The sequence below is a fragment of the Lysobacter sp. DMC97 genome, from assembly GCF_056313745.1.
In genome coordinates this window covers 408470-434022 of record NZ_JBQUZR010000001.1, presented here as the reverse complement: position 1 = coordinate 434022, position 25553 = coordinate 408470, and the positions used below count along the sequence as shown (strand labels likewise).

The 25553-nt window shown below is 70.3% G+C and carries 23 protein-coding genes and 3 tRNA genes; 16 read left to right on the top strand and 10 right to left on the bottom strand.

From position 1 onward, the window contains the following. The 11 genes from msbA (at position 1) to ACT53Q_RS01425 (ending at position 9879) form a co-directional block, all read left to right on the top strand. The gene (msbA, locus tag ACT53Q_RS01475) at positions 1-1788 is read left to right on the top strand and encodes a lipid A export permease/ATP-binding protein MsbA (protein ID WP_476184884.1); all 1788 of its coding nucleotides are present in this window, start codon (positions 1-3) and stop codon (positions 1786-1788) included. Positions 1789-1841: 53 nt separating this feature from the next. Then, positions 1842-2774 carry a tetraacyldisaccharide 4'-kinase gene (gene lpxK, locus ACT53Q_RS01470; RefSeq protein WP_476185157.1) on the top strand — a complete coding sequence of 311 codons (933 nt, stop codon included), beginning with the start codon at positions 1842-1844 and terminating at the stop codon, positions 2772-2774. Positions 2775-2808: 34 nt separating this feature from the next. Continuing rightward, positions 2809-3588, top strand: a complete 780-nt coding sequence (kdsB, locus tag ACT53Q_RS01465; RefSeq protein ID WP_476184883.1) for a 3-deoxy-manno-octulosonate cytidylyltransferase — start codon at positions 2809-2811, stop codon at positions 3586-3588. 1 nt (position 3589) lies between these two features. Beyond that, the gene (locus ACT53Q_RS01460; RefSeq protein WP_476184882.1) at positions 3590-4063 is read left to right on the top strand and encodes a low molecular weight protein-tyrosine-phosphatase; all 474 of its coding nucleotides are present in this window, start codon (positions 3590-3592) and stop codon (positions 4061-4063) included. Positions 4064-4107: 44 nt separating this feature from the next. Then, complete coding sequence (locus ACT53Q_RS01455) at positions 4108-5535, top strand: thioredoxin-like domain-containing protein (RefSeq protein ID WP_476184881.1); 1428 nt, start codon at positions 4108-4110, stop codon at positions 5533-5535. A gap of 43 nt (positions 5536-5578) precedes the next feature. Next, complete coding sequence (locus tag ACT53Q_RS01450) at positions 5579-6151, top strand: hypothetical protein (protein ID WP_476184880.1); 573 nt, start codon at positions 5579-5581, stop codon at positions 6149-6151. Then, positions 6151-8046: an excinuclease ABC subunit UvrC gene (gene uvrC, locus ACT53Q_RS01445; RefSeq protein WP_476184879.1), complete on the top strand. Its 1896-nt coding sequence runs from the start codon at positions 6151-6153 to the stop codon at positions 8044-8046. Before ACT53Q_RS01450 ends, uvrC begins: the two co-directional genes overlap by 1 nt. After that, positions 8043-8681, top strand: a complete 639-nt coding sequence (pgsA, locus tag ACT53Q_RS01440; RefSeq protein WP_476184878.1) for a CDP-diacylglycerol--glycerol-3-phosphate 3-phosphatidyltransferase — start codon at positions 8043-8045, stop codon at positions 8679-8681. Before uvrC ends, pgsA begins: the two co-directional genes overlap by 4 nt. After that, positions 8672-8747: transfer RNA gene (locus ACT53Q_RS01435), tRNA-Gly, on the top strand. The genes pgsA and ACT53Q_RS01435 overlap by 10 nt, the downstream gene beginning before the upstream one ends. Positions 8748-8844: 97 nt before the next feature. Beyond that, positions 8845-8918: transfer RNA gene (locus ACT53Q_RS01430), tRNA-Cys, on the top strand. 496 nt (positions 8919-9414) lie between these two features. Next, positions 9415-9879 (top strand): hypothetical protein, encoded by a 465-nt coding sequence (locus ACT53Q_RS01425; RefSeq protein WP_476184877.1) that lies wholly within the window; start codon positions 9415-9417, stop codon positions 9877-9879. Here the strand turns inward: ACT53Q_RS01425 and ACT53Q_RS01420 are convergent. Both ACT53Q_RS01420 and ACT53Q_RS01415 read right to left on the bottom strand, forming a co-directional pair. After that, positions 9873-11399, bottom strand: a complete 1527-nt coding sequence (locus ACT53Q_RS01420; protein ID WP_476184876.1) for an MASE1 domain-containing protein — start codon at positions 11397-11399, stop codon at positions 9873-9875. The genes ACT53Q_RS01425 and ACT53Q_RS01420 overlap by 7 nt on opposite strands. A gap of 127 nt (positions 11400-11526) precedes the next feature. Beyond that, positions 11527-12192, bottom strand: coding sequence for a hypothetical protein (locus ACT53Q_RS01415; protein ID WP_476184875.1), 666 nt, complete (start codon positions 12190-12192; stop codon positions 11527-11529). A 224-nt stretch (positions 12193-12416) separates the two neighbouring features. Here ACT53Q_RS01415 and ACT53Q_RS01410 point away from each other — a divergent pair, with 224 nt between their 5' ends. The 4 genes from ACT53Q_RS01410 to ACT53Q_RS01395 all read left to right on the top strand — a co-directional run bounded on the left by ACT53Q_RS01410 (position 12417) and on the right by ACT53Q_RS01395 (position 15201). Then, positions 12417-12866 (top strand): carbon storage regulator, encoded by a 450-nt coding sequence (locus ACT53Q_RS01410; protein ID WP_476184874.1) that lies wholly within the window; start codon positions 12417-12419, stop codon positions 12864-12866. A 75-nt stretch (positions 12867-12941) separates the two neighbouring features. After that, positions 12942-13025, top strand: a tRNA-Leu gene (locus ACT53Q_RS01405). A 73-nt stretch (positions 13026-13098) separates the two neighbouring features. Continuing rightward, entirely contained in the window at positions 13099-14739 is a 1641-nt protein-coding gene (locus tag ACT53Q_RS01400) for an FMN-binding glutamate synthase family protein (RefSeq protein WP_476184873.1), read from the top strand. Positions 14740-14742: 3 nt separating this feature from the next. After that, the gene (locus ACT53Q_RS01395; protein WP_476184872.1) at positions 14743-15201 is read left to right on the top strand and encodes a hypothetical protein; all 459 of its coding nucleotides are present in this window, start codon (positions 14743-14745) and stop codon (positions 15199-15201) included. A 295-nt stretch (positions 15202-15496) separates the two neighbouring features. Here ACT53Q_RS01395 and ACT53Q_RS01390 read toward each other — a convergent pair whose 3' ends face one another. The 4 genes from ACT53Q_RS01390 to ACT53Q_RS01375 form a co-directional block, all read right to left on the bottom strand. Continuing rightward, entirely contained in the window at positions 15497-17329 is a 1833-nt protein-coding gene (locus ACT53Q_RS01390) for a DUF885 domain-containing protein (RefSeq protein WP_476184871.1), read from the bottom strand. Between the two features lie 183 nt (positions 17330-17512). Then, complete coding sequence (locus ACT53Q_RS01385) at positions 17513-18283, bottom strand: queuosine precursor transporter (RefSeq protein WP_476184870.1); 771 nt, start codon at positions 18281-18283, stop codon at positions 17513-17515. Beyond that, positions 18280-18987, bottom strand: coding sequence for a DUF502 domain-containing protein (locus ACT53Q_RS01380; RefSeq protein ID WP_476184869.1), 708 nt, complete (start codon positions 18985-18987; stop codon positions 18280-18282). Before ACT53Q_RS01380 ends, ACT53Q_RS01385 begins: the two co-directional genes overlap by 4 nt. A 55-nt stretch (positions 18988-19042) precedes the next feature. Beyond that, the gene (locus ACT53Q_RS01375) at positions 19043-21058 is read right to left on the bottom strand and encodes a bifunctional serine/threonine-protein kinase/formylglycine-generating enzyme family protein (RefSeq protein WP_476184868.1); all 2016 of its coding nucleotides are present in this window, start codon (positions 21056-21058) and stop codon (positions 19043-19045) included. 150 nt (positions 21059-21208) lie between these two features. On the opposite strand from ACT53Q_RS01375, the gene ACT53Q_RS01370 reads away from it, so the two are divergent. Further along, positions 21209-22552 (top strand): hypothetical protein, encoded by a 1344-nt coding sequence (locus tag ACT53Q_RS01370; protein ID WP_476184867.1) that lies wholly within the window; start codon positions 21209-21211, stop codon positions 22550-22552. Here the strand turns inward: ACT53Q_RS01370 and ACT53Q_RS01365 are convergent. The 4 genes from ACT53Q_RS01365 to ACT53Q_RS01350 all read right to left on the bottom strand — a co-directional run bounded on the left by ACT53Q_RS01365 (position 22549) and on the right by ACT53Q_RS01350 (position 25550). Beyond that, the gene (locus ACT53Q_RS01365; RefSeq protein WP_476184866.1) at positions 22549-23040 is read right to left on the bottom strand and encodes a DUF4442 domain-containing protein; all 492 of its coding nucleotides are present in this window, start codon (positions 23038-23040) and stop codon (positions 22549-22551) included. The genes ACT53Q_RS01370 and ACT53Q_RS01365 overlap by 4 nt on opposite strands. A 6-nt stretch (positions 23041-23046) precedes the next feature. After that, on the bottom strand, positions 23047-23910 hold the full coding sequence (gene trxA, locus ACT53Q_RS01360; RefSeq protein WP_476184865.1) for a thioredoxin: 864 nt from the start codon (positions 23908-23910) through the stop codon (positions 23047-23049). Between the two features lie 79 nt (positions 23911-23989). Further along, positions 23990-24895: a spermidine synthase gene (locus tag ACT53Q_RS01355; protein ID WP_476184864.1), complete on the bottom strand. Its 906-nt coding sequence runs from the start codon at positions 24893-24895 to the stop codon at positions 23990-23992. After that, a complete protein-coding gene (locus tag ACT53Q_RS01350; RefSeq protein WP_476184863.1) occupies positions 24885-25550 on the bottom strand; it encodes a fused MFS/spermidine synthase in 666 nt (221 codons plus the stop codon). Before ACT53Q_RS01350 ends, ACT53Q_RS01355 begins: the two co-directional genes overlap by 11 nt. Positions 25551-25553: the final 3 nt, after the last annotated feature.

Below are 25553 nucleotides of genomic sequence, written 5' to 3'. Positions count from 1 at the left end.
GTGAAGGACAAGGCATCGAAGCAGGAACGGCGCGCGCCGACCTGGCCGATCTACCGACGCCTGCTCGGTTACGCCCGCCCGTACCGCGGGCTGCTGGGACTGGCGCTGGCCGGTCTGCTGGTCGAGGCCGGTGCCGCGGGCGCGTTCACCAAGATGATGAAGCCGGTGGTCGACGGCACCTTCATCGACCGCGACCCGGAGCTGATCTGGAAGATGCCGCTGGTGATCGTGGCGATCTTCGTCGTGCGCGGCCTCGCCGGTTACCTCACCGACGTGTTCATGGCCCGCGCGGCGCGCAGCATCGCCCGGGACATGCGCGTGCGCGTGTTCGACAAGTACCTGCGCATGCCCGGCGCGCACTTCGACACCGAATCCGTGGGCACGATGCAGATGCGCCTGGGCTCTGACAGCGACCAGGTGGCGCAGGCCGCGGTCGACGCCGCCAAGGTGATGCTGCAGCAGTCGTTCCAGGTCGTGGCGATGCTGGCGGTCATGCTGTGGACCAGTTGGCGCGTGACCATCGCGATCCTGCTGATCGCGCCGGTGATGGCGTGGATGATGGACACCGTCGGCCGCCGCTACCGCCGCTACGGCCACCGCATCCAGGAAAGCGGCGGGCGCCTGCTGCAGGCCGCCGACCAGGCGCTGAGCGGCCAGCAGGAGGTGAAGATCTACGGCGCGCAGGAGGCCGAACTCGGCCGCTACCGCGAACTCGCCGGCGAGAACCTGCGCCTGGCGATGAAGGTCGAGGCCACGCGCAGCATCACCTCGGCGATCATCCAGCTGATGGGCTCGATCTGCCTTGCGCTGCTGCTGTTCTTCGCCGGGCGCGAGGCGATGCACGCGCGCCTCACCGCGGGCGACTTCATCAGCCTGATGGTGTCGATGCTGGCGATCATTCCGGCGCTGAAGCAGCTGACCAACGTGCAGAACATGCTGCAGAAGGGCGTGGCCTCGGCCGAGCGCCTGTTCTCGGTGCTCGATGCCGCCGAGGAGCGCGACACCGGCACGCGCACGCTCGACCGCGCGCGCGGCGAACTCGAATTCCGCGACGTCGGTGCGCGTTATCCCGGGCAGAACGCGGCGGCGCTGGACGGCGTGTCGTTCGTCGCGAAGCCGGGCACGGTGACCGCGATCGTCGGTCGCTCGGGCAGCGGCAAGTCCAGCCTGGTGAAACTGATCCCGCGGTTCTACGAGCCCGAGGCCGGCCAGATCCTGCTCGACGGCCATCCGGTCGACGAGTACCGCCTCGCCGACCTGCGCCGGCAGATCGCGCTGGTCGGCCAGCAGGTGATGCTGTTCGACGGCAGCGTGGCCGAGAACGTGGCCTACGGCGAACTCGCCGGCAAGGACATCGCGCAACTGCGCGCCGCGCTCGACGCCGCCAACGCCAGCGAATTCGTCGACGGCCTCGCCGAAGGCGCCGACACCGGCATCGGCAGCCGCGGCGGGCGCCTCTCCGGCGGCCAGCGCCAGCGACTGGTGATCGCCCGCGCGATCCTCAAGGACGCGCCGATCCTGATCCTCGACGAAGCCACCGCCGCGCTCGACAACGAGGCCGAGCGGCTGGTGCAGGACGCGCTCGACCGGCTGATGCCCGATCGCACCACGCTGGTCATCGCGCACCGGCTGTCGACCATCGAACACGCCGACCAGGTGCTGGTGCTCGATCGCGGTCGGCTGGTCGAACACGGCACCCACGCCGAACTGCTGGCCCGCGACGGGCTGTACGCGCACCTGCACCGCATGCAGTTCCGCGAACCGGGCGCCGCGGACGCCGCGCCGTGAGCGGCCGCCGGCCGCCGGGCTACTGGTTCGGCGAGGGTGCGCCGCCGCTGACGATGCGTGCGCTGTCGAAGGTCTACGCCGGCGTCGTGGCCGCGCGCGCGGCGCTGTACCGCCGCGGCTGGCTGCGCAGCCGCCATCCCGGCAAGCCGGTGATCGTGGTCGGCAACGTCATCGCCGGCGGCAGCGGCAAGACGCCGCTGACGATCGCGCTGGTCGAGCGCCTGCGCGCCGAAGGCTTCACGCCCGGCGTCGCCAGCCGCGGCTACGGCCGCGACGACGCCGGCACGCCGCGCTGGGTCGACGCCGCGCTCGATCCGCGCCTCGGCGGCGACGAACCCGTGCTGATCGCGCGCCGCACCGGCGTGCCGGTGCGGGTCGACACCGATCGCGCCGCCGCAGCGCAGGCGCTGGTCGATGCCGGCTGCGACGTGATCGTCTGCGACGACGGCCTGCAGCATTATGGGCTGGCGCGCGACGTCGAGATCGAAGTGATCGACGGCCGCCGCCGCTACGGCAACGGTTTGCCGATCCCCGCCGGTCCGATGCGCGAACCCGCCGCGCGCGGCGCGCGCTGCGACTTCCGCGTGCTGAACCTCGGTGGCGACGACGGCGAGGCCGGCTTCGGCGAATGGCCGATGCGGCTGGTGTCGGACGCGGTGCTCGCGATGCGCGGCGCGCGCACCGCGCCGCTGTCCGCGTTCGCCGGCCAGCGCGTACACGCGGTCGCCGGCATCGGCGACCCGGAGCGTTTCTTCGCGATGCTGCGCGGGCAGGGCATCGCCGTCGTGCCGCACGCCTTCGCCGACCATCACGCCTACCGCGCCGGGGATTTCGCCTTCGGCAGCGACCTGCCGGTGCTGATGACCGAGAAGGACGCGGTGAAGTGCGCCGCCTTCGCCGACGCGCGCACCTGGTGCGTGCCGGTGCGCGCGGCGCTGCCCGAAGCCTTCTGGATCGCGCTGCTCGAGAAGCTCAAGCCCGCGTGACGTCCGTCCACTCCCGTCTTCCTTCGCCGATCCCATGACCGCCACCGACTTCGTCGTCGCCATTCCCGCCCGCTACGCCGCCAGCCGCCTCCCGGGCAAGCCGCTGCGCCTGCTCGGCGGCGAGCCGCTGGTGCTGCACGTCGCGCGCCGCGCGCTGGCCGCCGGCGCGCGCGAGGTCTGGGTCGCCACCGACGACACGCGCATCGCCGATGCGCTGGCCGGCAGCGGCGTGCGCATCGCGATGACCTCGCCGGACCACGCCTCCGGCACCGACCGCCTCGCCGACTGCGCGGCGCAGGCCGGCTGGGACGACGCCACCGTCGTGGTGAACCTGCAGGGCGACGAACCGTTCGCGCCGGCCGCGGGCATCCGCGCGGTCGCCGAGACGCTGGTCGCCAGCGGCGCACCGATGAGCACGCTGGCGACGGAGATCGCCGATGCCGAGCAGCTGTTCGACCCCAATACGGTCAAGCTGGTCCGCGCCGGGAATGGCGACGCGCTGTACTTCAGCCGGGCGCCGATCCCGTGGGCACGCGACGCCTTCGCCCGCGATCGCGACGCGCTGCCGGCGGGCGGCCCGTGGCTGCGCCACATCGGCATCTACGGCTACCGCGCCGGCTTCCTGAAGCAGTTCGCCGCGCTGCCGCCGTCGCCGCTGGAGCGGATCGAATCGCTGGAGCAACTGCGCGCGCTGGAGGCCGGGCACCGGATCGCGGTGGCGATCACGCCGGCGCCGTTCCCGCCGGGCATCGACACGCCCGAGGATCTCGAACGCGCGGAACGCCATCTCGCCACGCAGCCGGCCGGGGGCTGAGATGCGCCTGCTGATGGTCTGCCTCGGCAACATCTGCCGGTCGCCGCTGGCCGAGGGCGCGTTCCGTGCCCACCTCGACCGCCGCGGGCTGGACTGGATCGAGGTCGATTCGGCCGGCACCGGCGGCTGGCACGCCGGCGAGCCGCCGGACCGGCGCAGCATCGCGGTCGCCGCCGCGGCCGGGGTCGACATCCGCGGCCAGCGCGCGCGGAAGCTGCGCCGGGACGACTTCGTCGCGTTCGACTGGCTGCTCTGCGCCGACCGCAGCGTGCTGCGCGACGTGCGCGCGATGGCGCCCGCGGAGGCCAGTGCGCAGGCGGCGCTGCTGCTGGACTGGGCCGGGCAGGGCGAGGACGCCGAGATTCCCGATCCCTACACCGGCAGCGCGGAAGACTTCCGTCGGGTCTGGGCCATGGTCGACGCCGCGGCCGCCGCCGGCGCCGAACGCCTCGCCACGACCCGGCCGCCGCGCTGACGGCGGTTGACGCTCGCGCCCGGACTGCGGATGCTGATCGACGCATGGACACTACGCTCGCTCCCGAATTTCCCGCTTCGCTGGAATGGCTCAACCTCGCGTCGCCGCTGCGCATGGCGCAGTTGCGCGGCCGGATCGTGGCCCTGGCCTTCGTCAACGCCGGCTCGGCGTGGTGCCAGCAGCGGCTGACCGACCTCGCCACCCTGCGCAAGCGCCACGGCGACGTGCTCCACGTCGTCGCCATCCACGTGCCGCGCTTCGACCACGAACGCGACGCCAAGCGCGCCTCGCGGCGCCTGCAGCGGCAGCCGCTGGACTTCCCGCTGGCCCACGACGCCGACTGGGTGGCGTGGCAGCACTTCGGCATCGACGCCTGGCCGACGGTCGTGCTGATCGACGGCCAGGGCGCGATCCGCGGCCGGATCGTCGGCGACACCCCGGTCCGCGACCTCGAGGCGGCGATCGCGAAGCTGCGCGCCGACGAGGCGCCGCAGTCGATCCAGGTCGAACCCTTCGAAGTGCGCCGCACCCGCGAGCCCGACCTGCCGCTGCGTTACCCGATGGGCATCGCCGTCGGCGACCAGTACCTCTACGTGGTCGATTCCGGCCACCACCGGGTGCTCGAATGCACGCCGGCCGGGCGCATCCAGCGCCAGTTCGGCAGCGGCGGCCCCGGCTTCATCGACGGCCCGATGGAACTGGCGGCGTTCCAGAACCCGCAGGGCCTGAGCCTGCAGCGCGACGTGCTGTACGTGGCCGACACCGGCAACCACGCCGTGCGCCGGATCAAGCTCGGCACCGGCGACGTCGAGACGATGATCGGCGCCGGCCGCCCCGGCACGCCGAGCGAATGCACCGTGCACGATCCGCGTGCGGTGGCGCTGGACCATCCGCGCGGCGTGGCGGTGTCGCCGTCGAACATCGTCTGCATCTCCACCGCCGGCGACAACCGGATCTGGGCCTACGACCTCGGCGACCGCTCGCTGCGGCTGCTCGCCGGCTCCGGCGCGATGACGCTGGTCGACGGCGAAGGCGCAGCGGCCGGATTCGTCGGCCCGGGCGCGCTGGCGCTGGTCCAGCAGATCCTCTACGTCTGCGACGAGGCCGGCTCGGCCATCCGCAGCGTGCACCTGCGCAGCCGCCAGGTGACGACGCTGGTCGGGCAGGGCGCGTGGCGCTTCGGCAACATCGAGGGCTCGCGCACCGACGCCCTCCTGCAGCAGCCGCAGGCGATCGCGCTGGACGGCAAGGCGCCGGTGTTGTGGGTCGCCGACAGCGGCAACGACCAGTTGCGCACACTGCGCCTGGGCGGTGGTGAGCTGAGCACCATCAGCCTGCCCCAGCGCCTGCATTGCCCGGCCGGTCTCGCCGTGCACAACGGCGTGGTCTGGATCGCCGATACCGACGCCCACGCGGTCCTGCGCTTCGACCCCGGCGACGGCAGCCTGCGGCAGATCCCGATCGGTGAGTGAGCCCGGTCCGATGCGGACGCGGACGCTGGAACGGTTGCGGTGGGTGAGCGTGCTGTGCCTGGTCGGTGCGGCGATCTGTTTCGCCTGGGTCGAACGGCAGACAGCCGGATTCGAGGGGGCTCGGGCGAACTTTCCCTCGCCCGCGCCGGGGGCGGCGGTGAAGGCGTCGATCGATGTCCCGCGATCCCGATCCCATGAAATCCGGATGGAGATGCCGTTGCCCGCGGCTGCGCGGGACTCGCTGCATCTGCCGGATTTGCCGCCGCAGCCTGCGGGGCTGCGCGTCTCGGTCACGACGGCGCGCCGGGACGCGAAGCAGATCGACATCCCCGCGTTGAGGTTTTGTTCGGAATACCCATGGGGTGGCATCGCCATCTACTGTTCGGAACCGTTCGAACTGTCGGCAGGGCGACACGAGATCACGGTGTCGGTGACCGATGATCGGCTGCCGCCCGGGCGTGCGCTGAGCATCGTCGACATCGGCGATGCGGCCGGCTTCCTGATCATGCGCGATTTCACCCGATTCCTCGGCTGGCTCGCCCTCGTGATCGGCGCCGCGCTGTGGACCGCGCTCGCGTTCACCCGCCGCTACGCGGCTTCCGACGCCCCACGCTGATGGCCAAGGCACGCACCGAAACGCCTGAAGTGCCGCCCTTCGACGGCCGCGCCTTCGCCCGCGACCTGACGCCGGCGCCGGGCGTGTACCGCATGTACGCGGCCGACGACAGCCTGCTGTACGTCGGCAAGGCGGCGTCGCTGAAGAAGCGCGTCGCCAGCTACTTCACCAAGGCCTTGCAGGCGCGCACCGCGGCGATGGTGGCGCAGATCGCGCGCATGGAAGTGACGGTCACGCGCACGCCGGGCGAGGCGCTGCTGCTGGAAAACCAGCTGATCAAGTCGCTCAAGCCGCGCTACAACGTGCTGCTGCGCGACGACAAGAGTTACCCGTACGTCGTGCTGACCCGCGAGGCGTGGCCGCGGATCGCGTTCCACCGCGGCGGCCGCTCGTTGCCAGGGCGTTACTTCGGCCCGTATCCGAGCGTGCCGGCGGTGCGCGAGACGCTCAACCTGATGCACAAGATCTTCCGCCTGCGCAGTTGCGAGGACAGCGTCTTCCGCAACCGCTCGCGGCCGTGCCTGCAGTACCAGATCGGCCGTTGCAGCGCGCCGTGCGTCGGGCTGGTGCCGGCGCGCGATTACGCCGACGCGGTGCGCCGGGCGACGCTGTTCCTCGACGGACGCAGCGACGAACTCACGGCCGAGCTGACCACGGCGATGGAAGAGGCCAGCGCGCGGCTCGACTTCGAGGACGCGGCGCGGCTGCGCGATCTGGTTGCGACCATCCGCAAGCTGCAGTCGCGGCAGTACGTCGACGGCCAGGCCGCCGATCTCGACGTGCTGGCGGTGGCGATGCGCGGCGTGCAGGCCTGCGTGATGCTGCTGACCTTCCGCGACGGCCGCAATCTCGGCACCCGCGCCTTCTTCCCGAAGACCAACGGCGAGGACAGCGCCGAGGCGGTGCTGGGCGCGTTCGTGTCGCAGTACTACGGCGAGCAGGTGCCGCCGCGCGAGATCGTGCTGGATCGCGACATCCCCGATCGCGAGCTGCTGGAAGAGGCGTTCGGCGTTTCAGCGGGACGCAAGGTGCAGCTCAAGACCAGCGTGCGCGGCGAGCGTGCGGGCTACGTCGACCTGGTGCGCCGCAACGCCGAACTGGCGCTGGCGACCGAGATCGGCAGCAACGCCGCGCAGCGCGCGCGCGCGGAGGCGCTGCGCGACCTGCTGGGGCTGGACGACGTGCCGCGGCGGATCGAGTGCTTCGACATCAGCCACACCATGGGCGAGGCGACCGTGGCCTCGTGCGTGGTGTTCGACGCCGACGGCCCGGTGCGCAGCCAGTACCGCCGCTACAACATCGAGGGCGTGGCCCCGGGCGACGACTACGCCGCGATGCACCAGGCGCTGGAGCGCCGGTTCCGCAAGGCCGCCGAGGCGGCGGAGGCCGCGGCGCAGGCCGGCGAGGGCGAGGCACCGGCCACCGCCGTGCTGCCCGACCTGCTGCTGATCGACGGCGGGGCCGGGCAGGTGGCCCAGGCGCACGCCGTGCTGGCCGATCTGGGCATCACCGAGGTCCTGGTGGTCGGCGTCGCCAAGGGCGAGGCGCGGCGGCCGGGCGACGAGACCCTGCTGCTGCCGGACGGCCGCGAATTGCACCCCGGCGCAGGCTCGCAGGGGCTGCAACTGGTCCAGCAGGTGCGCGACGAGGCCCACCGGTTCGCCATCACCGGCCACCGCGGGCGGCGCCAGAAAGCCCGGACGGCGAGCAAGCTGGAAGAGATTCCCGGAATCGGACCGCGCCGACGCGCTAATCTGTTGCGGCATTTCGGCGGTCTGGGCGGCCTGAAGGCGGCCGGCGTCGAGGAAATCGCCCGGGTCGCCGGCATCGACGCCGCACTCGCCCAGCGCATCTACGCCGCCCTCCACGGTCTGGAGTTCCAGGAAGGTCCATGAAATTGACGATCCCGACCATGCTCACCCTCGCCCGGATCGTGATGATCCCGGTGATGGTGCTGGTCTTCTACCTGCCCTATCGCTGGAGCAACTTCGCCACCGCGGCGGTGTTCGCGCTGGCGGCGGTGACCGACTGGCTGGACGGCTGGGTCGCGCGCCGCTACGGCCTGCATTCGGCGTTCGGCGCGTTCCTCGATCCGGTCGCCGACAAGCTGATGGTCGCGGTCGCGCTGTTCCTGATCGTGCAGGGCCATCCCACGCCGTGGATGGCGTTCTGGGCGGCGGTGATCGTCGGTCGCGAGATCGCGGTGTCGGCGCTGCGCGAATGGATGGCGGAGATCGGCCAGCGCGCGACGGTGAAGGTCGCGATGATCGGCAAGGTCAAGACGGTGGTGCAGATGCTCGCGCTGCTGTCGCTGCTGTATTCCGTGGTGCCCGGACAGCGTCCCGTGCCGTGGCCGGGCGACCCGGTGTTCCATGTCGGCGACTGGATGCTGGCGGTCGCGGCGCTGCTCACGCTGTGGTCTGGCGTGCAGTACCTGATCGCCGCGTGGCCGGCATTGATGGCGGATGAAAAAAAGAGTGTTGACACCGGAGAATCTGGCGCTAAAATTTCAACTTCTTCGCGGGAATAGCTCAGTTGGTAGAGCACGACCTTGCCAAGGTCGGGGTCGCGAGTTCGAGTCTCGTTTCCCGCTCCAGTTTCAGACGTGCCCCGGCTTGCCGGGGTTCGTTTTGTGAAGACCCAGGGATGTCCACGCGTTTCGGCGCATGTGCAATCGGGTCGCCCCCGTCACTGGCTTGGTGGCAGAGTGGTCATGCAGCGGACTGCAAATCCGCGTACGCCGGTTCGATTCCGACCCAAGCCTCCAGTTCTCGCGAAACCCGCTTCGGCGGGTTTCGTCGTTTCAGACGGTCCGATCAGACGATCCGAATCCGCGCCGGTCCCGGTGCGCGATGCGTCGGCATCGCCTTCACCTTCGCGCCGCCGGTTCTCGTCGCCGATGTCCGCGTTCCGCTCCGGGACGCGATGTTGCCGCTGCCCGCGGGCGGCGCCGGGTGCATTCCGATGCGGTCGATCGATCCGTCCTCCCGGGTGTGCACCCCGCGCGATGCCATTGCGCCTGTCGAGCCGAGCCCCGGTGCGCTTCCTTCTCCGATGTCGTCATCCCGTGCCGGGAACGCGCCCGTGCGGCGTTCTCGCGTGCCCCGGCTTTGCGCCGGCGCGCAGAGCGGCGTGGACGCGGGATGCTACCGTCCACGGACCCGGGAGGCGTGGCCGACGGGTATCCGACATCGTTAGCAAAGCCGTTTTTTCCGATGAATTTGCTAACGCCACCACAAAAGATGACGTCAAGGAGAAACTCCATGTTGAAGCATTCCCTGCATGCCCCGTTCCTCGTCCTGGCCCTGGTCGCCGGCCTGTTCGCCGCGCCGTCCGCGATGGCCGCCTGCGGCTGCACCGACGATGGCCACGGGACGCCCCTCCTCGGGGGACACAGCCTCGGCCAGTCGTTTCCGCCGGTCGGTCTCGTCGCCCAGGACGCGATGTGGCGCATCTACGAATTCGAGCGCGAAGGCATCCGCTACCTGCAGATCAACGATCGCAACGGCACCGTGCGGGCAGCGATCGGCCGCATCGGCGCCACGCTGTGGGTGTTGCCGATGGGCGCGGACGTGGAACGTGTCCGCGCGTCGGGCGAAGGCAATCCGCTGGCCCCGTCGCCGGGCATGCGCACGCTCTATCGCAGTACCGAAGTGGAAGTCGATCTCCAGCTGGACGCGAACGGGCAGCCGAGCTGGCTGGTCCGCTCGATCGTCGCGGCTCAGTGAGAGGATGGCGGTGGATCGTTCGATTCGGACAGCAGCACGCAGACCCGGTGCGCATGGCGGCGATGAATGCCGCCATGCGCTTTCACGCGTGCGGACAGCAGCGAATCCGCGGCGGCACCCGCCTGGCTCGTGTGTGCGGGCGCGGTGGGCGAGGCCGAGACGAACAGGGCGATGCCCCGCGACTTCCGGCCGCGCCAGACGCGCATCTTGATGCGGTATTCGTCCGGATCGCATTCGGACAGCAGCGCCATGGCGTTGCAGATGCACCGGTACGCCACCAGTTGCAGGTCCACCGACAGCCAGCGCGGCTGCCCGCGCAGGGCGTAGATCACGTCCGCGCCGCCGGCCCAGAAGCCGGTGAAGGCCTCGGAATGGACCACGGCGAACAGCCCCTGCTCCTCGATGCGGATCGGGTAGAGCGCCTGTGCCTGTTCGTCGAACACCTGCCGGTGGCGGACCCCGTCGCTGTTGAGGTCCAGCGCCGCGGCGTAGTTGCCGTGCGCCTTCAGCGACGCGGCCAGGTCGCGTCGCTCGTCGTCCAGCAGCAGCTGCATCTGCGCCATGTACAGCAACTGCTCGCGCAACACGCGTTCCGTCGACAGGAAACTGCTGCGCGCCATCTTCAGCGCATGCGCCTCGGCGATGCCGGAGCGTCGCGCGGTGTCGTAGTGCTCGGAGATGACGGTGCCGAGAATGAGCAGGGCCGCCGCCGAAATCGCCAGCGCCTGCTGCGCGAGGAACACGGTTTCGTCGTGGGTGCCGGGGATGCCGGTGTAGGTGAGGGTCTGCGCGATCGCCAGGTTGACCGCGACCACGCCGATCGCCGAGCCGCGCCAGCCGTGGAAGAAGGTCAGGAAGACCGCGGGCAGGATCATCAGCATCAGCAGCGACAGCTGCAGCGCGTGGTCGATGCGTGCGGGCAGCGTGATCAGCGCGTAGAGCCCGAGGATCGCGAGCAGGGCGACCGCGCCGTCGCGCATGAGCCGGCGTGGCGAGAAGACGTCGCGGCCGCGCAGTCGCCACAGCAGGCACGGCAGGCCGACCATCAGGATGCCGAGGAAGTCGCCGATGAAATAGTTGCCGAACTTGGCCAGGGTGACCAGGGAGCGGGGCCCGTGCAGGAAGTAGTTCAGCCCGAGATTGCACAGCGACGACCACAGCGCGATCGAGATCGCGACCAGCGGCAGCCAGCGGGCGATGGTTGCGGGATCGGGCAGGAACCGGCGTGCCACGCCGGCGACGGGGGAGATGAGTCCGATCAGCAGGAAGGGGCTGAGGTAAGACCACTGCGGGCTGTAGCGTTCGATCATCGGCACGCGGATGACCAGCAGCGCCGCGATGTCGCCCGCGATGATGAAGGGCCAGCTGCGCCAGGGAAGCAGCAACAGACAGGCGGCACGAAGCCCAGCCGGCAGGAACCACTGGTCGAAAGACAGGTAACGCATCACCAGGTAGGCAATGCAGTACCCGGTGCCGAGCGCGAGTCCCCTGATCGCGCCGGCCCATTTCGCAGCTTCCATGGCTTCTCCCTGTTTCCTCTGTGTCGCCTGCCGGGATCCCATCCTTAGACATTCCGTGCAGAAGCTATTCGCACAAAAAAACAGGTTCGTCAAACCCCGCAAGTCGCTTCCGGACGACCGGTGTGCATCATAACCAACCCGTCACGGCGCCGTGGATGCGGATGTTCGCCAGATCCGTCGCGGCGACTTCGATGCGTTCGCTGCCGCCGCCCTGGCCGACGAGGCACCAGGCATCGCGCCGGATGAGCACGCGTCGGATGTCGGGCCTTCCCCAGAGCGTGTAGGCGTAGATGCCGCCGTCCACCACGTCTTCGTGCCGGGTGATGGTGGTGTCGACCAGCACCAGCGCGAAGCGCTTGATCTCGGGCTCCATCGCGCGCGACAACTGCGCGGCCCAACGCACGTTCTCGATCGCCGTCGGCCCGAGTTCGCGACGCACGATGAACTCCGGCAGCACGATGCGGTCGCCGCTGTCACCGCGACCGAAGCCGGGCAGGTGCAGCAGGGCGACGTGCTCGGCGGGAACGGCGCCGCCGGCGAGCACGCCCGCGGTCGACGAGGTCCGCACCGATTCGGCGTACATGCGCCGCGCGTACGCCTTGCTGATGCGTTCGGGCGGCACATCGAGCAGGGCGGCGATCGCCGGGGCGTGGTCGGCCGGAATCGGCCGCCGGCCCGTGCGCCACTGCGAGACGTTGTTGTAGCCGATGCCCTCCAGCTGCGCCGCCACCGTGGTGTTGCGCATGCCCGTTTCGTTCATTGCATCGGCGAAGGCCTGTGCGTACTTGTCCATTCCCGTCGTCGCGCGTGATGGCGCCCCCAGCCGGAGCATAGCGTAGCGCTTGACAGGGCTTGCCGCTCTGCTAACTATCAGCTAACTTTCGCTATCCGGATCGGAGGCAACCGGAGACGCTTCCGATCCTGCACGACCCCGGCGCTTCGCGCAATCCAGCGATGCCGGCCGAGGCTTTACCGGCCCGCGATGGCCGTCCGCCGATGCTCACAGGGAGGTGCATCATGCTCATTCTGTCCTGCCGGGTCGGAAGCACCGTCCGGATCGGGGACGACACCCGGATCACCGTCCATGCCCGCCTCGGCGAGCGCGTGACCTTCGGTGTCCAGGCGCCCGCCCACGTCGAACTGCGCATGGACGACACCGTGCTCCGGCCGGCGCCGCTGCCCGAAGGCGACTGCTGGTATCTCTTTTCCCTGCTCGGGGTCCGCGCCTTCCGGATCGGCGCCGTCGAGGTCCGGTTGTGCGTGCGGGCCGGCGACCACCCGGGCGATGCCGCCGGCGACACGGTCCATCTGGCCCTGCTCGATGCGGACACGCTGCGGATCGGGCTGGTCGAGCCGCCGCTGGTGAAGGCGGACAGCGCCGGGCCCTTCCTGCGCAGCGACGTGCGCGACTGGACGCGGTCGCTGGCGCGGATGGTGCGGTCCGGCCTGTCGCCCCGCCACGCCTGAGCAGGCCGCCGGGACGCGCCGGCCGGCCGCGTATACTGCGGCGGTCGCGGACGCCTCGCGTTCCGCAATGACCTTGCCCGGGTGGCGAAACGGTAGACGCAGGGGACTTAAAATCCCCCGACGCAGGTCGTGCGGGTTCGAGTCCCGCCCCGGGCACCACCGTTGATGGCGTCGCAGGTCAGTCGCGCGGTGCGCGCCGCACCGGCTCCGCCGCGCACCCGGATCGCCACGCATGTCGCGCTATGCCGCCTATCTCGCTTGCCTGCTCCTGACCCTGCTGTCCGCGTCCGCAGCCGTGCTGTTCGGCGACGGCTGGTGGTGGGTGTTCGCGGTTTTCGCCGCACTCGCCGCGCTCGGCACACTGGATCTGCTGCAGACCCGCAGCACGCTGCGCCGCAACTATCCGATCCTCGCCCATTTCCGCTACGGGCTGGAGTCGATCGGCCCGGAGATGCGCCAGTACTTCATCGAGTCCGACACCGCGGAGGTGCCGTACTCGCGCCAGCAGCGTGCCCTGGTCTACCAGCGTGCGAAGTCGGTCAACGACACCCGCCCGTTCGGCACCCAGCAGGACGTGTACGGCGAGGAATACGAGTGGATCAACCACTCGATGATGCCGACGAAGATCGACTCGGACGATTTCCGCATCCGCATTGGCGGTGATGCCGGCGGTGATGGCGACGCCGCCTACGACGCCAGTGTGTTCAACATCTCGGCGATGAGCTTCGGTGCGCTGTCGGCGAATGCGATCCGCGCGCTCAACGCCGGCGCGAAGCGCGGCGGCTTCTACCACGACACCGGCGAGGGCTCGATCTCGCCGTACCACCGCGAGCACGGTGGCGATCTGGTCTGGGAAGTCGGCAGCGGCTACTTCGGCTGCCGCAACGACGACGGCACCTTCAGCGACGAACGCTTCGCCGCGAACGCCGTCGACCCGCAGGTGAAGATGGTCGAGCTGAAGCTGTCGCAGGGCGCCAAGCCCGGCCACGGCGGCGTGCTGCCGGCGGCGAAGGTCAGCGCCGAGATCGCCGCGACGCGCGGCGTGAAACAGGGTGTGGACTGCGTGTCGCCGTCGCGGCATTCGGCGTTCTCCACGCCGATCGAACTCCTCGAATTCGTCGCGAAGATGCGCACGCTCTCTGGCGGCAAGCCGGCCGGCTTCAAGCTGGCGATCGGCCATCCGTGGGAGTGGTTCGCGATCGCCAAGGCGATGCAGGAGACCGGCCTGCTGCCGGACTTCATCGTCGTCGACGGCGGCGAGGGCGGCACCGGCGCGGCGCCGGCGGAGTTCATCGACCACGTCGGCGTGCCGATGCACGAGGGCCTGATGCTGGTGCACAACACGCTGGTCGGGCTTGGCCTGCGCGATCGTGTGCGCGTCGGCGCGGCGGGGCGCATCACCAGCGCGTTCGACCTCGCACGCACGATGGCGCTGGGTGCCGACTGGTGCAACGCCGCGCGCGGCTTCATGTTCGCGCTGGGCTGCATCCAGGCGCAGAGCTGCCACACCGATCGCTGCCCGACCGGCATCGCGACGCAGGATGCCAGCCGCTGGCGCAAGCTCGACGTGCCCGACAAGGCGACGCGCGTGCACAATTTCCATCGCCACACGCTCAAGGCGCTGCGCGAGATGCTGTGCGCCGCGGGGCTGGAGCATCCGTCGCAGCTCGGTCCGGAACACATCCTGCGCCGCGTGTCGCCGACCGAAGTGCGTTCGCTCAACGTGCTGTATCGCTTCCTCGAACCCGGCGAACTGCTGGGCGGCCGCATCAGCGACCACGCCGTGTTCCGCGACTACTGGACGCTGGCGCGGCCCGACACGTTCGCGCCGCCGGAGCGGTTGTCGACGCTGCGGGGCAGCAAGGCGTATTGATCGATGCCGCGGGGCGCGAAATGGTTGCTGGGGATCGCGGGATGCCTCATCGCCGTGCCCGTGCTGTCTTGGCTGTCGGCATGGATGTACATGGCATCGATCGGTTGCGCCGGAAACGGGGCGGCGGCCGATCGTGCGCGCGAAATCGACGAAAAGGCGCTCTCGCGTCTGTATCGGGAAGCGGTATCGATGGTCGCGGCGGCGCGCCGGAGCGCAGCGCTCGACTTCGTGGTGCCAGGCGAGAAGCTCCCGCCCACGGCGCGGTCAATCGGTGCGCGCTACGCCAACATTTTCGGCGACGACGTGGTGTTCAATCTTTCCGGATGCTACGACGACAAGGTCTTCCTGACGGTCACCATCGGTAATGCGGAACGCCCGGCCGGGATCGCGCTGTCACCCGGGGAAGCCGAGTCGCAGGAAATCCTCTGGTCGAAGCCAGATTCGGATCGCAAACCGCACTGAACCGAACGCGCGAAGGGCGGCCGAGGCCGCCCTTCGTGTGTCGCGTCACCGCATCGTCGGATCGCCCTTAAAGCCCCTCTCCCCTTGCGGGAGAGGGGTTGGGGAGAGGGGGAAGCATGATGCGAAGCGCGGTTCCCGCGCGTCCCCTCTCCCGACGCGCGATGCGCGTCGACCTCTCCCGCAAGGGGAGAGGTGTACCCCAGCCTGTTCCGTTTCCGTCGCGAGCGCGTCGCGAGTCCGAACGCACGAAGGGCGGCCGAGGCCGCCCTTCGCGTGTCGCATCATCGGGTCGCGATCACTGCTTCTTCTGCGCCTCGATCCAACGGTCGACCTTGGCGTCGAGGATGTCCAGCGGCACCGCGCCGTCGCCGAGGATCTCGTCGTGGAAGGCGCGGATGTCGAAGCGGCTGCCCAGCGCCTTCTCGGCGCGGGCGCGCAGCTCGGTGATCTTCATCTGGCCGGTCTTGTACGCCAGCGCCTGGCCGGGGATGGCCATGTAGCGTTCGGCTTCGGCGACGGCGTCGACTTCGCTCACGGCCGAGTTCTCGCGCATGTAGGCGATCACCTGGTCGCGGGTCCAGCCCTTGCTGTGGAAGCCGGTGTCCACCACGAGGCGGATCGCGCGCCACAGTTCGTTCTGCAGCATGCCGACGTACATGTACGGATCGTCGAGCATGCCCAGTTCCTTGCCGATCGTCTCCGAGTACAGGCCCCAGCCTTCGGCGAACGCGGTCTCGCCACCGAAGCGGCGGAACTTCGGGATGCCCGTGAGTTCCTGCTGGATCGCGATCTGGAAGTGGTGGCCGGGCTTGGCTTCGTGCAGGAACAGGTCCTCGCTGTCCCAGGTCTTGCGGCTGGGCAGGTCGTAGGTGTTCACGTAGAAGATGCCGGGACGGCTGCCGTCCTCGCTCGGCGACTGGTATTCGCCGCCGGCGGCGGACTGCGCGCGGAACGCCTCGACCGGGCGGATCTCGAAGCCGGCCTTCGGCATCAGGCGGAATTCGCGCTTGAGGCCGGGTTCGAGCTTGGCCTCGATGCTGCGGTAATGCGCGAGCAGCGCGTCCTCGGACGCGAAGTCGAACTTCTTGTCGGTGTTGAGGTACTGGAAGAATTCCTGCAGGGTGCCCTTGAAGCCGACCTCCGCCATCACCTTGCGCATCTCGCCGTGGATGCGCGCGACTTCGCTCAGGCCGATCTTGTGCACTTCCTCCGGCGAGCGCCGGATCGACATGCTCTGGTAGGCGTTGAACGCGTACCACGCCTTGCCGTTGGGCAGGCCTTCCATGCCGGCGCTGTCGCGGCAGGCGGGCAGGTAGTCCTTGGCGATGAAGTCGCGCATGCGCTTGAACGCCGGCATGATCTCCTGCGCGATCATCGTGCGGTATTCGGCGGTGATGCGGGCCTTGTCGGCGGCCGAGAAGCTGGCCGGCAGGTTCTTGATCGGGCCCCAGAACAGGGTCTTCTCGGGATCGTCGTTGATCAGCGCGTCGAACTGCGGCAGCACCTTCACCATCAGCACCTTCGGCTGCACCACGCCGGTGCGCATGCCTTCGCGCATGTTGACGATGGCCTGGTCGAAGATCGCCGGCATCTTGCCGCCGCGGGCGCGCCAGTCGTCGTAGTCCTTCACCGTCTTGAACGGCTGCGCACCGGTGCCGGAGCCCAGCTGCGCGGCGAAGCCGGCGAGGTTGGTGAACTGGTTCATCGGCATCAGGTAGCCGGGGAACTGCTCGCCTTCCAGCGAGTCCTTCGCGTTCTTCACGAAGATGTCGTAGCTCAGGCGATCCTGGCCGCTCAGGCCGGCGGGACCGACAGCCTCAATCCGCTTGAGCCAGCGCACGGTGAAGTCGTGCGACTGCTTGCGGTAGTCCTCGGTGAGGAAGTTCGGCAACTGGTCGTTGTAGCGCGGGTCGCCCTGGAACGTGGCCTGCAGCGGGCTGAGCTTGAGGGTTTCTTCCCAGTACTCGTCGTAGAGGCGGTTCAGCTGCTGCGCCCTGGATTCGGTGGATGCCGCCTGTGCGGGCGCGGCGGCGAAGGCGGAAACGGGCAGGGCGCTGGCGCCGGCCAGCACCACCGCGACGGCGAGCGCGAGCAGCGCGGGCCGGCGGACGGACGAGTTCGAGGACATGGGAGACTCCGGGCGTGGAAGGAACGCGCCTGCGGGCGCGGTGGCGCCGCAGGTCGGGAGAAGCCCGGGGAGGGTCGCGCGAAACGCCGGTTGCGGCATCGGCCAAAGGTCACTGCGGGCGCGAGGCTCCCGAAACGCCAAGGCCGGCAAAGCGACCGGCAGTCTGGCCGGCGACGCCTGTGCTCAATGTGCGGCCTGGTGGCGGAGCTGTTCGGCGCGTTCCCTGCCGAGGTAGGCGTCGATCGCGCGGCGCATCAGGTACAGCAGCGGGATCAGCGCGACCGCGGCGAGCATCTTGTAGAGGTAGTTGACGCTGCTGACCGCGAGGAACAGCGACATCGGCCAGTGCTGCGGGCCGAGCACGAACGCGATGTACAGCACCACGAAGCTGTCGACGAGCTGCGACACCGCCGTGGAACCCGTCGCGCGCAGCCAGACATGGCGTTCGCCGGTCAGCCGGCGGATGCGGTGGAACACCGACACGTCGATCAACTGCCCCAGCAGGAACGCGAGCACCGAGCCGGCGATGGTCCACAGCCCCTGGCCGAACACGGCGGCGTAGGCCTTCTGGTAGTCGGGCACGCCCTGCGTCTGCGCCGCCTCGACCCACCAGCCGGCGGGCGAGAGGTGGATCGCCGCGAACGCGAACAGGAAGGCGTAGAGGATCAGCGCCACCGCGATCCACGAGATCATGCGCACGCCGCGCGTGCCGAAGAATTCGTTGATGACGTCGGTGAACACGAACACGATCGGCCACAGCAGCGTGCCGGCAGTGAAGCTCAGCGAACCGGTCTGGCCGAACAGGTTCCACTCCAGCGGCGCGATGCCCAGCGTGTCTTCCAGCGCGAAGATCTTCACGCCGATGAATTCGGCCAGCACGGCGTTGACGCAGAAGAACGCGGCGAGCGCGATGAACAGCCGGGTCGCGCGGTCGTGCAGGAGATGCGCGCTCATGCCGGCGTTTGCTCCGTGGCCGCGGACTGCGGTGCCGGCGACGCGCCCGGCGGCGTGAAGGGAATGGTCTCCGGCGCCACCGCGCCGCCGCTGATGATGAAGCTCATGGCCTGGTCCACGGTCCAGTCGGTCGGGGTCATGCGTTCCACCGGCACGATCTCCAGATAGCCGGAGGTCGGGTTCGGCGTGGTCGGGACGTACACCGCGGCGAGTTCGCGTCCGGTGCCGGCCTCGCGCATCACGCGGGTGACGAAACCGAGGGTCTTCATGTCGTGGTGCGGGAAGTCGATCAGCACCACGCGCTGGGTGCCGTCGGGCTTGGTCTGCAGGATGTCGAGCAGCTTGCGCGCGCTGCCGTAGACGGTGCTGGCCAGTGGCACGCGCCCGATCAGCGCCTCGAACCAGCCGAGCAGGCGCTGGCCCAGCACGCGCCGGGTCAGCCAGCCGGTGACCAGCACGGTGCCGACGGTGGCGATCAGGCCGAGCGCGGTCTTCACCCACGCCTGCGCCAGCCAGCCCAGCGTCTTCGGCGACGACAGCGCCAGCGTTTGCAGCAGCGGGTCGATGAACGGCCGGCTGAGGTCCGACAGCACCACGAACACGAACTTGATCACCACCCACGTCAGCCAGATCGGCAGCAGGGTGAGCAATCCGGCGATGAACAGGCCCTGCAACCGGCGGCCGAGCGTGGGAGGCGTGGACATGCGGCGATTGTAGGGCGGGCCTTGGCCCGCCGTCTCGGCACCGCAGCGGCGGCGATCACATCTCGCGGACCAGCCGGAAGCTCACGTCGTCGTAGCCGCGGGACGCATCCAGCGGGCGGCCACCGCCGGCGCCGCGCCAGCTGCGGCCCGAGGTCATGCGCCGCACGCAGCTGCCGCCGGCGCAGTCGCTCAGCCATTCGGCCACCGGCTTGCCGCCGTCGTTGCGCGCCGCGGCCTGTGCCTCGGCCGCGGTCGGCAGGCGATAGTGGTAGCGGCCGCGCCCGCTCTGCCAGCGCGCGTAGGCCTCGGCGTCCTGCCAGGACACGCAGACCACGGGATGGCCGGTGCTCTGGTCGAAGCCCGGGGCATCCCAGGTGCGCGGCGCCAGCACCCGCAGCAGCGAGGCCTTTTCGCGGCACAGCGACGCCGCGCGGTTGGTCGCCTTCGCGAACTCGGCGTATTCGGCGCGGCTGATCGACGCACGCGACACGGCGACCAGTTTGCCGCCGGCCTGCACCAGGGTCATGTCGCCGATGTTGTCGGTCATCCGGTCGCCCGGCTGCGCGATCTTGCCGGCGCGCGATTGCAGCGACGCGAGCTGCGGGCCGTCGATGCCGATGGTGCGGGCCGAGGCCAGCAGGCGCTGCGCCCCGGGCTTGTCGGATTTCGCCTGCGCCTGGTCGAGGCGCGTCGTCAGCGTGGTCGACAGCCGCTTGCGCATCTGGGTCATCTGCGCCGGGCCGCGCGCGCGGTCCTGTTCGGCCAGCCGCGTCATGCGGCTCATCAGATCGCGCAGCAGCGGTTCCTCGGCCTTGCCCAGGTGCTGCTCGGCCTCGTCGCCCAGCGCGGCGAAGACGCGGTTGCTGGTGTCCTGCAGGCCGGCGTGGCTGGGGTCGGTGTGCCAGGCGGCCATCACGCTCTCGTAGGCGTTGTCGCCGGCCGGTGCGATCAGCCGGCGCTGCTGCAACTGGCGCTTGGCATCGTCGATGAAGCCCTGCGCCGCGGAGTCCGGCGCGGCGCGCAGCAGCGATTCGGTGGGGTCGATCTCCGGCGCGCCGAGCGTGGGATCGAGGCCGGTGGTGGCCGGTGTCGTCGTCGTCGATCCCTGCTGGGGCGGCGCGATCGCGGCCAGTGCGCGCTGGCTGCTGCGCTCGTCCAGCCGCACCAGCCAGGTGATGCCGCCCGCCAGCACCGCCACGACCACCGCGGCGATCGCCAGCTGGCGCGGGCCGGTGCGGCTGCGCAGGCGGGCGAACGCCGCGCGCAGCGGCTGCTTCTGCGCATGCGGCACGGCGCGCAGGGCATCGAGCATGTCCTGGGCGTCGGTGAAGCGTTCGCCCGGCGATTTGGCCAGCGCGCGCTCGAAGAAGCGCTGCCACTGCGCGAGGTGCGCGGGCAGGCGCGGGACCGGGTCCTGCACGTGCTTCAGCGCCATCGACAGGCCGTCGTGCGCCTTGTACGGCAGGCTGCCGTTGAGCATTTCCCACGCCAGCACGCCGAGGCTGTAGAGGTCGGCGCGCAGGTCGACGTCGCCGCCGCGGGCCTGCTCCGGGGCCATGTACGCGGTGCTGCCGACGGCGACGCCGGCGGTGGTCACGCGCGCGCCGTAGCCGCGGCGCAGGGCGATGCCGAAGTCGGTGAGCATCGGCCGCTCGGCTTCGTCGAACAGCACGTTCTCGGCCTTCACGTCGCGGTGCACCACGCCGCGGCCATGCGCGTAGGCCAGCGCGGACAGCAGGACTTCGAGGATCTCGCGCACGCGGCTCTCGTCGCGGGTGAGGTTGCGCCGGCCGAGGTGGCCGCGCGGGAACACCGGCATGACGTAGTAGGGCTGGCCCTCGGCGGTGCGGCCGACCTCGTGGATGCGGACGATGTGCGGATGGTCGAGGCGGGCGATGGTGCGGGCCTCGTTCTCGAACCGGCGACGGCCGGTTTCGTCGGTCACCACCTCCTGGCGCATGACCTTGATCGCCACGTCCCGGCCCAGCGACAACTGCTGGCCGAGGTACACGGTGGACATGCCGCCATAGCCAAGCACGCGGATCAGCCGATACCCGGCGATGTCCGGCATGCCCTCCTGAGGCTCCGTTCGCGTCGATCCCATCTCGATTTTCCCCTGTTTCACCTGCGAGGATACCCGCCCGGGACGGCGTCGGGAATCGGCCCTTCCCGCCCGATCCATGACGGGATTCTCATCCTTTCGAACGCGAGGAAGCGAGGCATGCGGAAATGGGCAATGGTCCTGGGCGGCACCGCGCTGGCCGTCACATTCGCACTGGCCCTGCTCTGGACCGTCTCGAGGATCCGCGGCCCGAGCCCGGCCCAGCGGGCGGCCGTGGCCGAACTGTCGGCCCTGCCGGCGCTGGACGGGCCGAACGCGTTCCAGACGCTGTGGCAGCTGGCCTACGCCATCCCGGCCGCCGAGCGGGATGCGGTCTTCGCCGAGGACGTGCGCCGCTGGCGGGCCACCGCCGCGGATCCGGCCGCGGTGCCCGAGCCAGCGAGCGTGGCGGTCGGGCGTTACCCGGCCTCGTTGTCCGAGGCCGACCGCGCGCGTCTGTGCACCTCCGGCCGCGAGTGCCTGGCCCAGGTGCAGGCCGATCCCGCGGCCCACGCCGACGTGGTTGCCCGCAACCGCGACTGGTTCGACCGGCTCGAATCGCTGTCGGCCTACACCGGCCTGCGTGACCCGTTCGGCTACCCCTCCGCGATGCCGTTGCCGGACCATCTCCAGTTCGGCGGCCAGTTGCGCACCCGCTACGCGCTCGACTTCGTCCAGGGGCGCCGGGATGCCGCCTTCGACGGCACCTGCCGGGCGATCGCGACGTGGCGGCGGCTGGGTGCGGACAGCGACGCGCTGATCACGCGCCTCGTGGCCGCCGGGTACGTCCGTGCCAGCTACGCAGAGCTGTTCCTGTCGATGCTGGCGCAGGTGCCGCGCGACTTCGTGCTGCCATCGTCGTGCGACGCGGCCTTCGCGCCGACGACGGCCGCCGAGTTCTCGCTGTGCAATGCCGCCCGCGGCGAGTTCGCCTACGCACGGTCCCGGGTCTCGCCGTCGGTGCACCGGCGTGCTGGCGGCGTGCTGGATGCCCTCGACGAAACCCTGACTTACGACGGGCGCATGGCCGTTGCCGAGCAGGCGATGCGCTTCATCCCGTTCTGCGCGTCGGAGACCACGCTGAAGATCCGCGCGGACGAGGCGTTCGTGGTGGGTAGCGGCATTGCCGTTCCCTTGGCGCGTCTGGAATGCGTCTCGGACATGGCTGGCTGCATCCTGGGCGAGATCGGGAAACACGTCGACAACGACTACGCCGCGCAGATCGAGGATACGAATGCGCGCATCCGCCTGATCGCCGAACTGCTGCGCCTGCGCGCGGCGACATCGGAGACCGGATCGGTACTGGAGCGCCTTGAAGCGCGACATGCCCAGATCGGCGCAGCGTCGCGCAAGCTGCGCCTCGTCGACGACGGCCGCGCGCTATGCCTCGACAACCATCGTGTCCGCCCCGACGACGTCTGCTGGCGGGTGCCGCTGCCGCCGTACTTCCAGACGCCGCGTTAATCAGCCGTCGCGGCCTGTGCCTTGTCCGCCTCGCGCGGCTTGCGGCGGATGTAGAGCTGCTTGCGCGTGCGGGCGACGACCTCGCCCGAGGCGTCGACCACGTCGGTGTCGAACCAGTGCAGGTATTTCCCGCCGCCGGCGGTCGCGGCGCGGATGGTGTCGAGTGCCGCGTCGTCCAGCGCGAAGCGGGCGCGCACGGTGCCGCGCCCGGGCCTGCGGAACACGATCTCGCCGGCCTGGTCCCAGACGATGTAGTCGCGGCCCAGCGCATGCAGCGCAAGCAGCATCCAGAACGGGTCGGTCATCGAGAACAGGCTGCCGCCGAAGTGGGTGCCGACGTAGTTGCGGTTCCACCAGTGCGCGCGCAGTTCGACCTCGGCGCTGCGCCAGTCCTCGCCGATGCTGCGCACGCGCACGCCGGCGAAGAGGTAGGGCGGCCAGAGATTGAGGAGGCGCCGCAGGGTGCGCGGCGTCAGTGCCCGCGGCATCGCCGGTCAGACCAGCAGCAGCGACGACATCTTGCGGCGGTAGCGGCCGACCAGATCCTCGTCCTCGATCACCCGGAACGCGTCGATCAGCGTCTTGCGCGGCAGGCCGTCGTCGAAGGTGCGGTCGCGGCGCAGCATCTCGATGAACTGCTCCAGGCCTTCCTCGGAGCGGCCGGCGACGAGGTGGCGCACGCCCAGCAGGTGGCGGGCGCGGAGGTCGCCGGCGTCGGCGTCGATCGCGGCCTGCAGCGCATCCGCGGACGGCGCGTCCTTCAGCAGCGTGGCGAAGCCGAGGCGGGCGCGGGCGCGCACGGCGCGGTCGTCGGTGGCGAGGTTGGCGGGCAGGGCGTCGAGCAGGCGCTCGGCCTCGTCGGCGACGCCGGCCTGGAGCAGGGCGAGGGCGAGGTCGAGCTTCAGTTCGCCCTTGTCGGGCTCGGCGGCGACGGCCTCGCGCAGGCGCGCGACCTCGGCCTGCGGGTCGACCGCGGCCGGTTCCGCGGCCTCTTCCTCGACCAGCGCGGCGGCGCCGGGCTCGATGCCGTGGTGCTTCAGGAACTCGCGCAGCTGGCCCTCGGGCAGCGCGCCCTGGAAGCCGTCGACGAGCTGTCCGTCCTTCACCAGCACGACGGTCGGGATCGAGCGGATCTGGAACGCCGCGCCCAGCTCCTGCTCGGCCTCCACGTCGACCTTCGCCAGCCGGAATGCGCCGCCGAATTCCTCGGCCAGCTTCTCCAGGATCGGACCCAGCGTCTTGCACGGCTGGCACCAGTCCGCCCAGAAATCGATCAGCACGGGCGTCTGCAGGGAGCGCTGCAGGACTTCGGCCTCGAAGTTCTGTGCGGTGGCGTCGAAGACGTGGAGGGCGGTCATGGCGAATTCCGTCGGCGGGGGCCGTCATCATGGCGGCGGCGGCGCGGGATTCCAAGGCGCGGCGGCGACCCGCGCCGCGTCATTCGGGGGCGCGGAACAGCAGGTTCGCCGGCGCGTACTGGTCGGTCAGCGGGCGGATGCCCTGCGGCGGCGCCTGCGGACGCGACCGGAGTTCGTCGACCAGCACGCCGAGGGCGAGCAGGCGCAGCTGCATCGCCTCGGCGCGTGCGTGCAGCGCGGCGGGCGAGGGCAGCCCGTCGCGGCCGGCCAGCAGGATGCGGTTGCCCATCTCGACGTCGACGCGCTGGATGGGGCCGAACACCGCGGCGTAGGTGGCGGCCTCGTACGGCGCCAGCGCGCCGCGGGCGAAGGTGTTGGACGCGACCACGCCGCGTGGCGCGAGGACATCGCGCACCTGCGACAGGAACTCGCGCGTCAGCAGGTGCTCGGGCACGTACACACGCTCGTAGGCGTCGATCACCACCAGATCGTAGCGCACGCCCGCGCGCGCACTGCGGCGCACGAACGTCCGTCCGTCGCCGATGTGGGTGCGCACCCGGGCGTCCTCGCGATAGCCGAACCAGCGTTTTGCGACTGCGACGACCGCCGGGTCCAGTTCGACCACGTCGATCTGCAGCGTCGGGTCGAAGCGGTGCATGGCGCGCGGGATCACGCCGCCGCCCGCGCCGATGATCAGCACCCGCTTCGCGCCGGGGCGGGCCATCAGCCCGGCGAACACGGCACGGGTGTAGGGCACGGCCAGCAGGTCGGGCGCGCCCTTGTAGACGCAGGTCTGCATGCCGTTGCGGCGGGCGAAGGACAGGCAGCGGTAACCGCCGGTCTCCGCGACGATGATGTCGCGGTACATCGATTTCTCGCGATGCACGATGTGGCCGCCGTCGGGCAGCCCGCGCGGGCCGCAGCCCGCCAGCAGCAGCGCGACCAGCGCCAGCAGCGCGGGCAGGCGGCGCGACTCAGCGCGCACGCCGCCGATCGCCCGCGCAGAGGCCGGCGCCGATCACGCAGGACACCGCGATCAGCCCCAGCACGATGGTGTCGATCTCGAACAGCAGCACCAGGTAGAACGTGGTCAGCAGCGTGCCCGCGGCCGAACCGAGCGTCGACGCGAAATACAGCCGTCCGGCCGAATGCCCCGAGCGCGCCACGTCGTCGACCAGCAGGCGCACCGCGTACGGCGAGACCATGCCGCAGACCACGGTCGGTGCGGTGTACATCAGCAGCGAGGCCAGCAGCGCGCCGTAGCGCGGATCGTCGATGGCGTAGGACAGCGCATCGAACAGCGCGTCGCTCCAGAACACGATCGGCAGCGACAGCACGGCCTCGGCGATCAGCAGCAGGCCCAGCCCGGTGATGGAGGGTCGCCGCAGCGACAGCTGCCCGCCCAGCAGGTAGCCCACCGCGAGCGCGGCCATGAACACGGCGATGAGGGCGCCCCACACGAAGATCGAACTGCCGAAGTACGGTGCCATCAGCCGTCCGCCCAGCAGTTCCACGCCCATCACGAAGCAGCCGCTCCAGCCGGCGGCGAGATACAGCGCGGCGTTGCGCCAGCGTGGACGATCGAGTGCGGGCGAAACGGCGAGGGCGGGCAGCGTCGGCGGAGCGGGCGAGGCGGACATCGG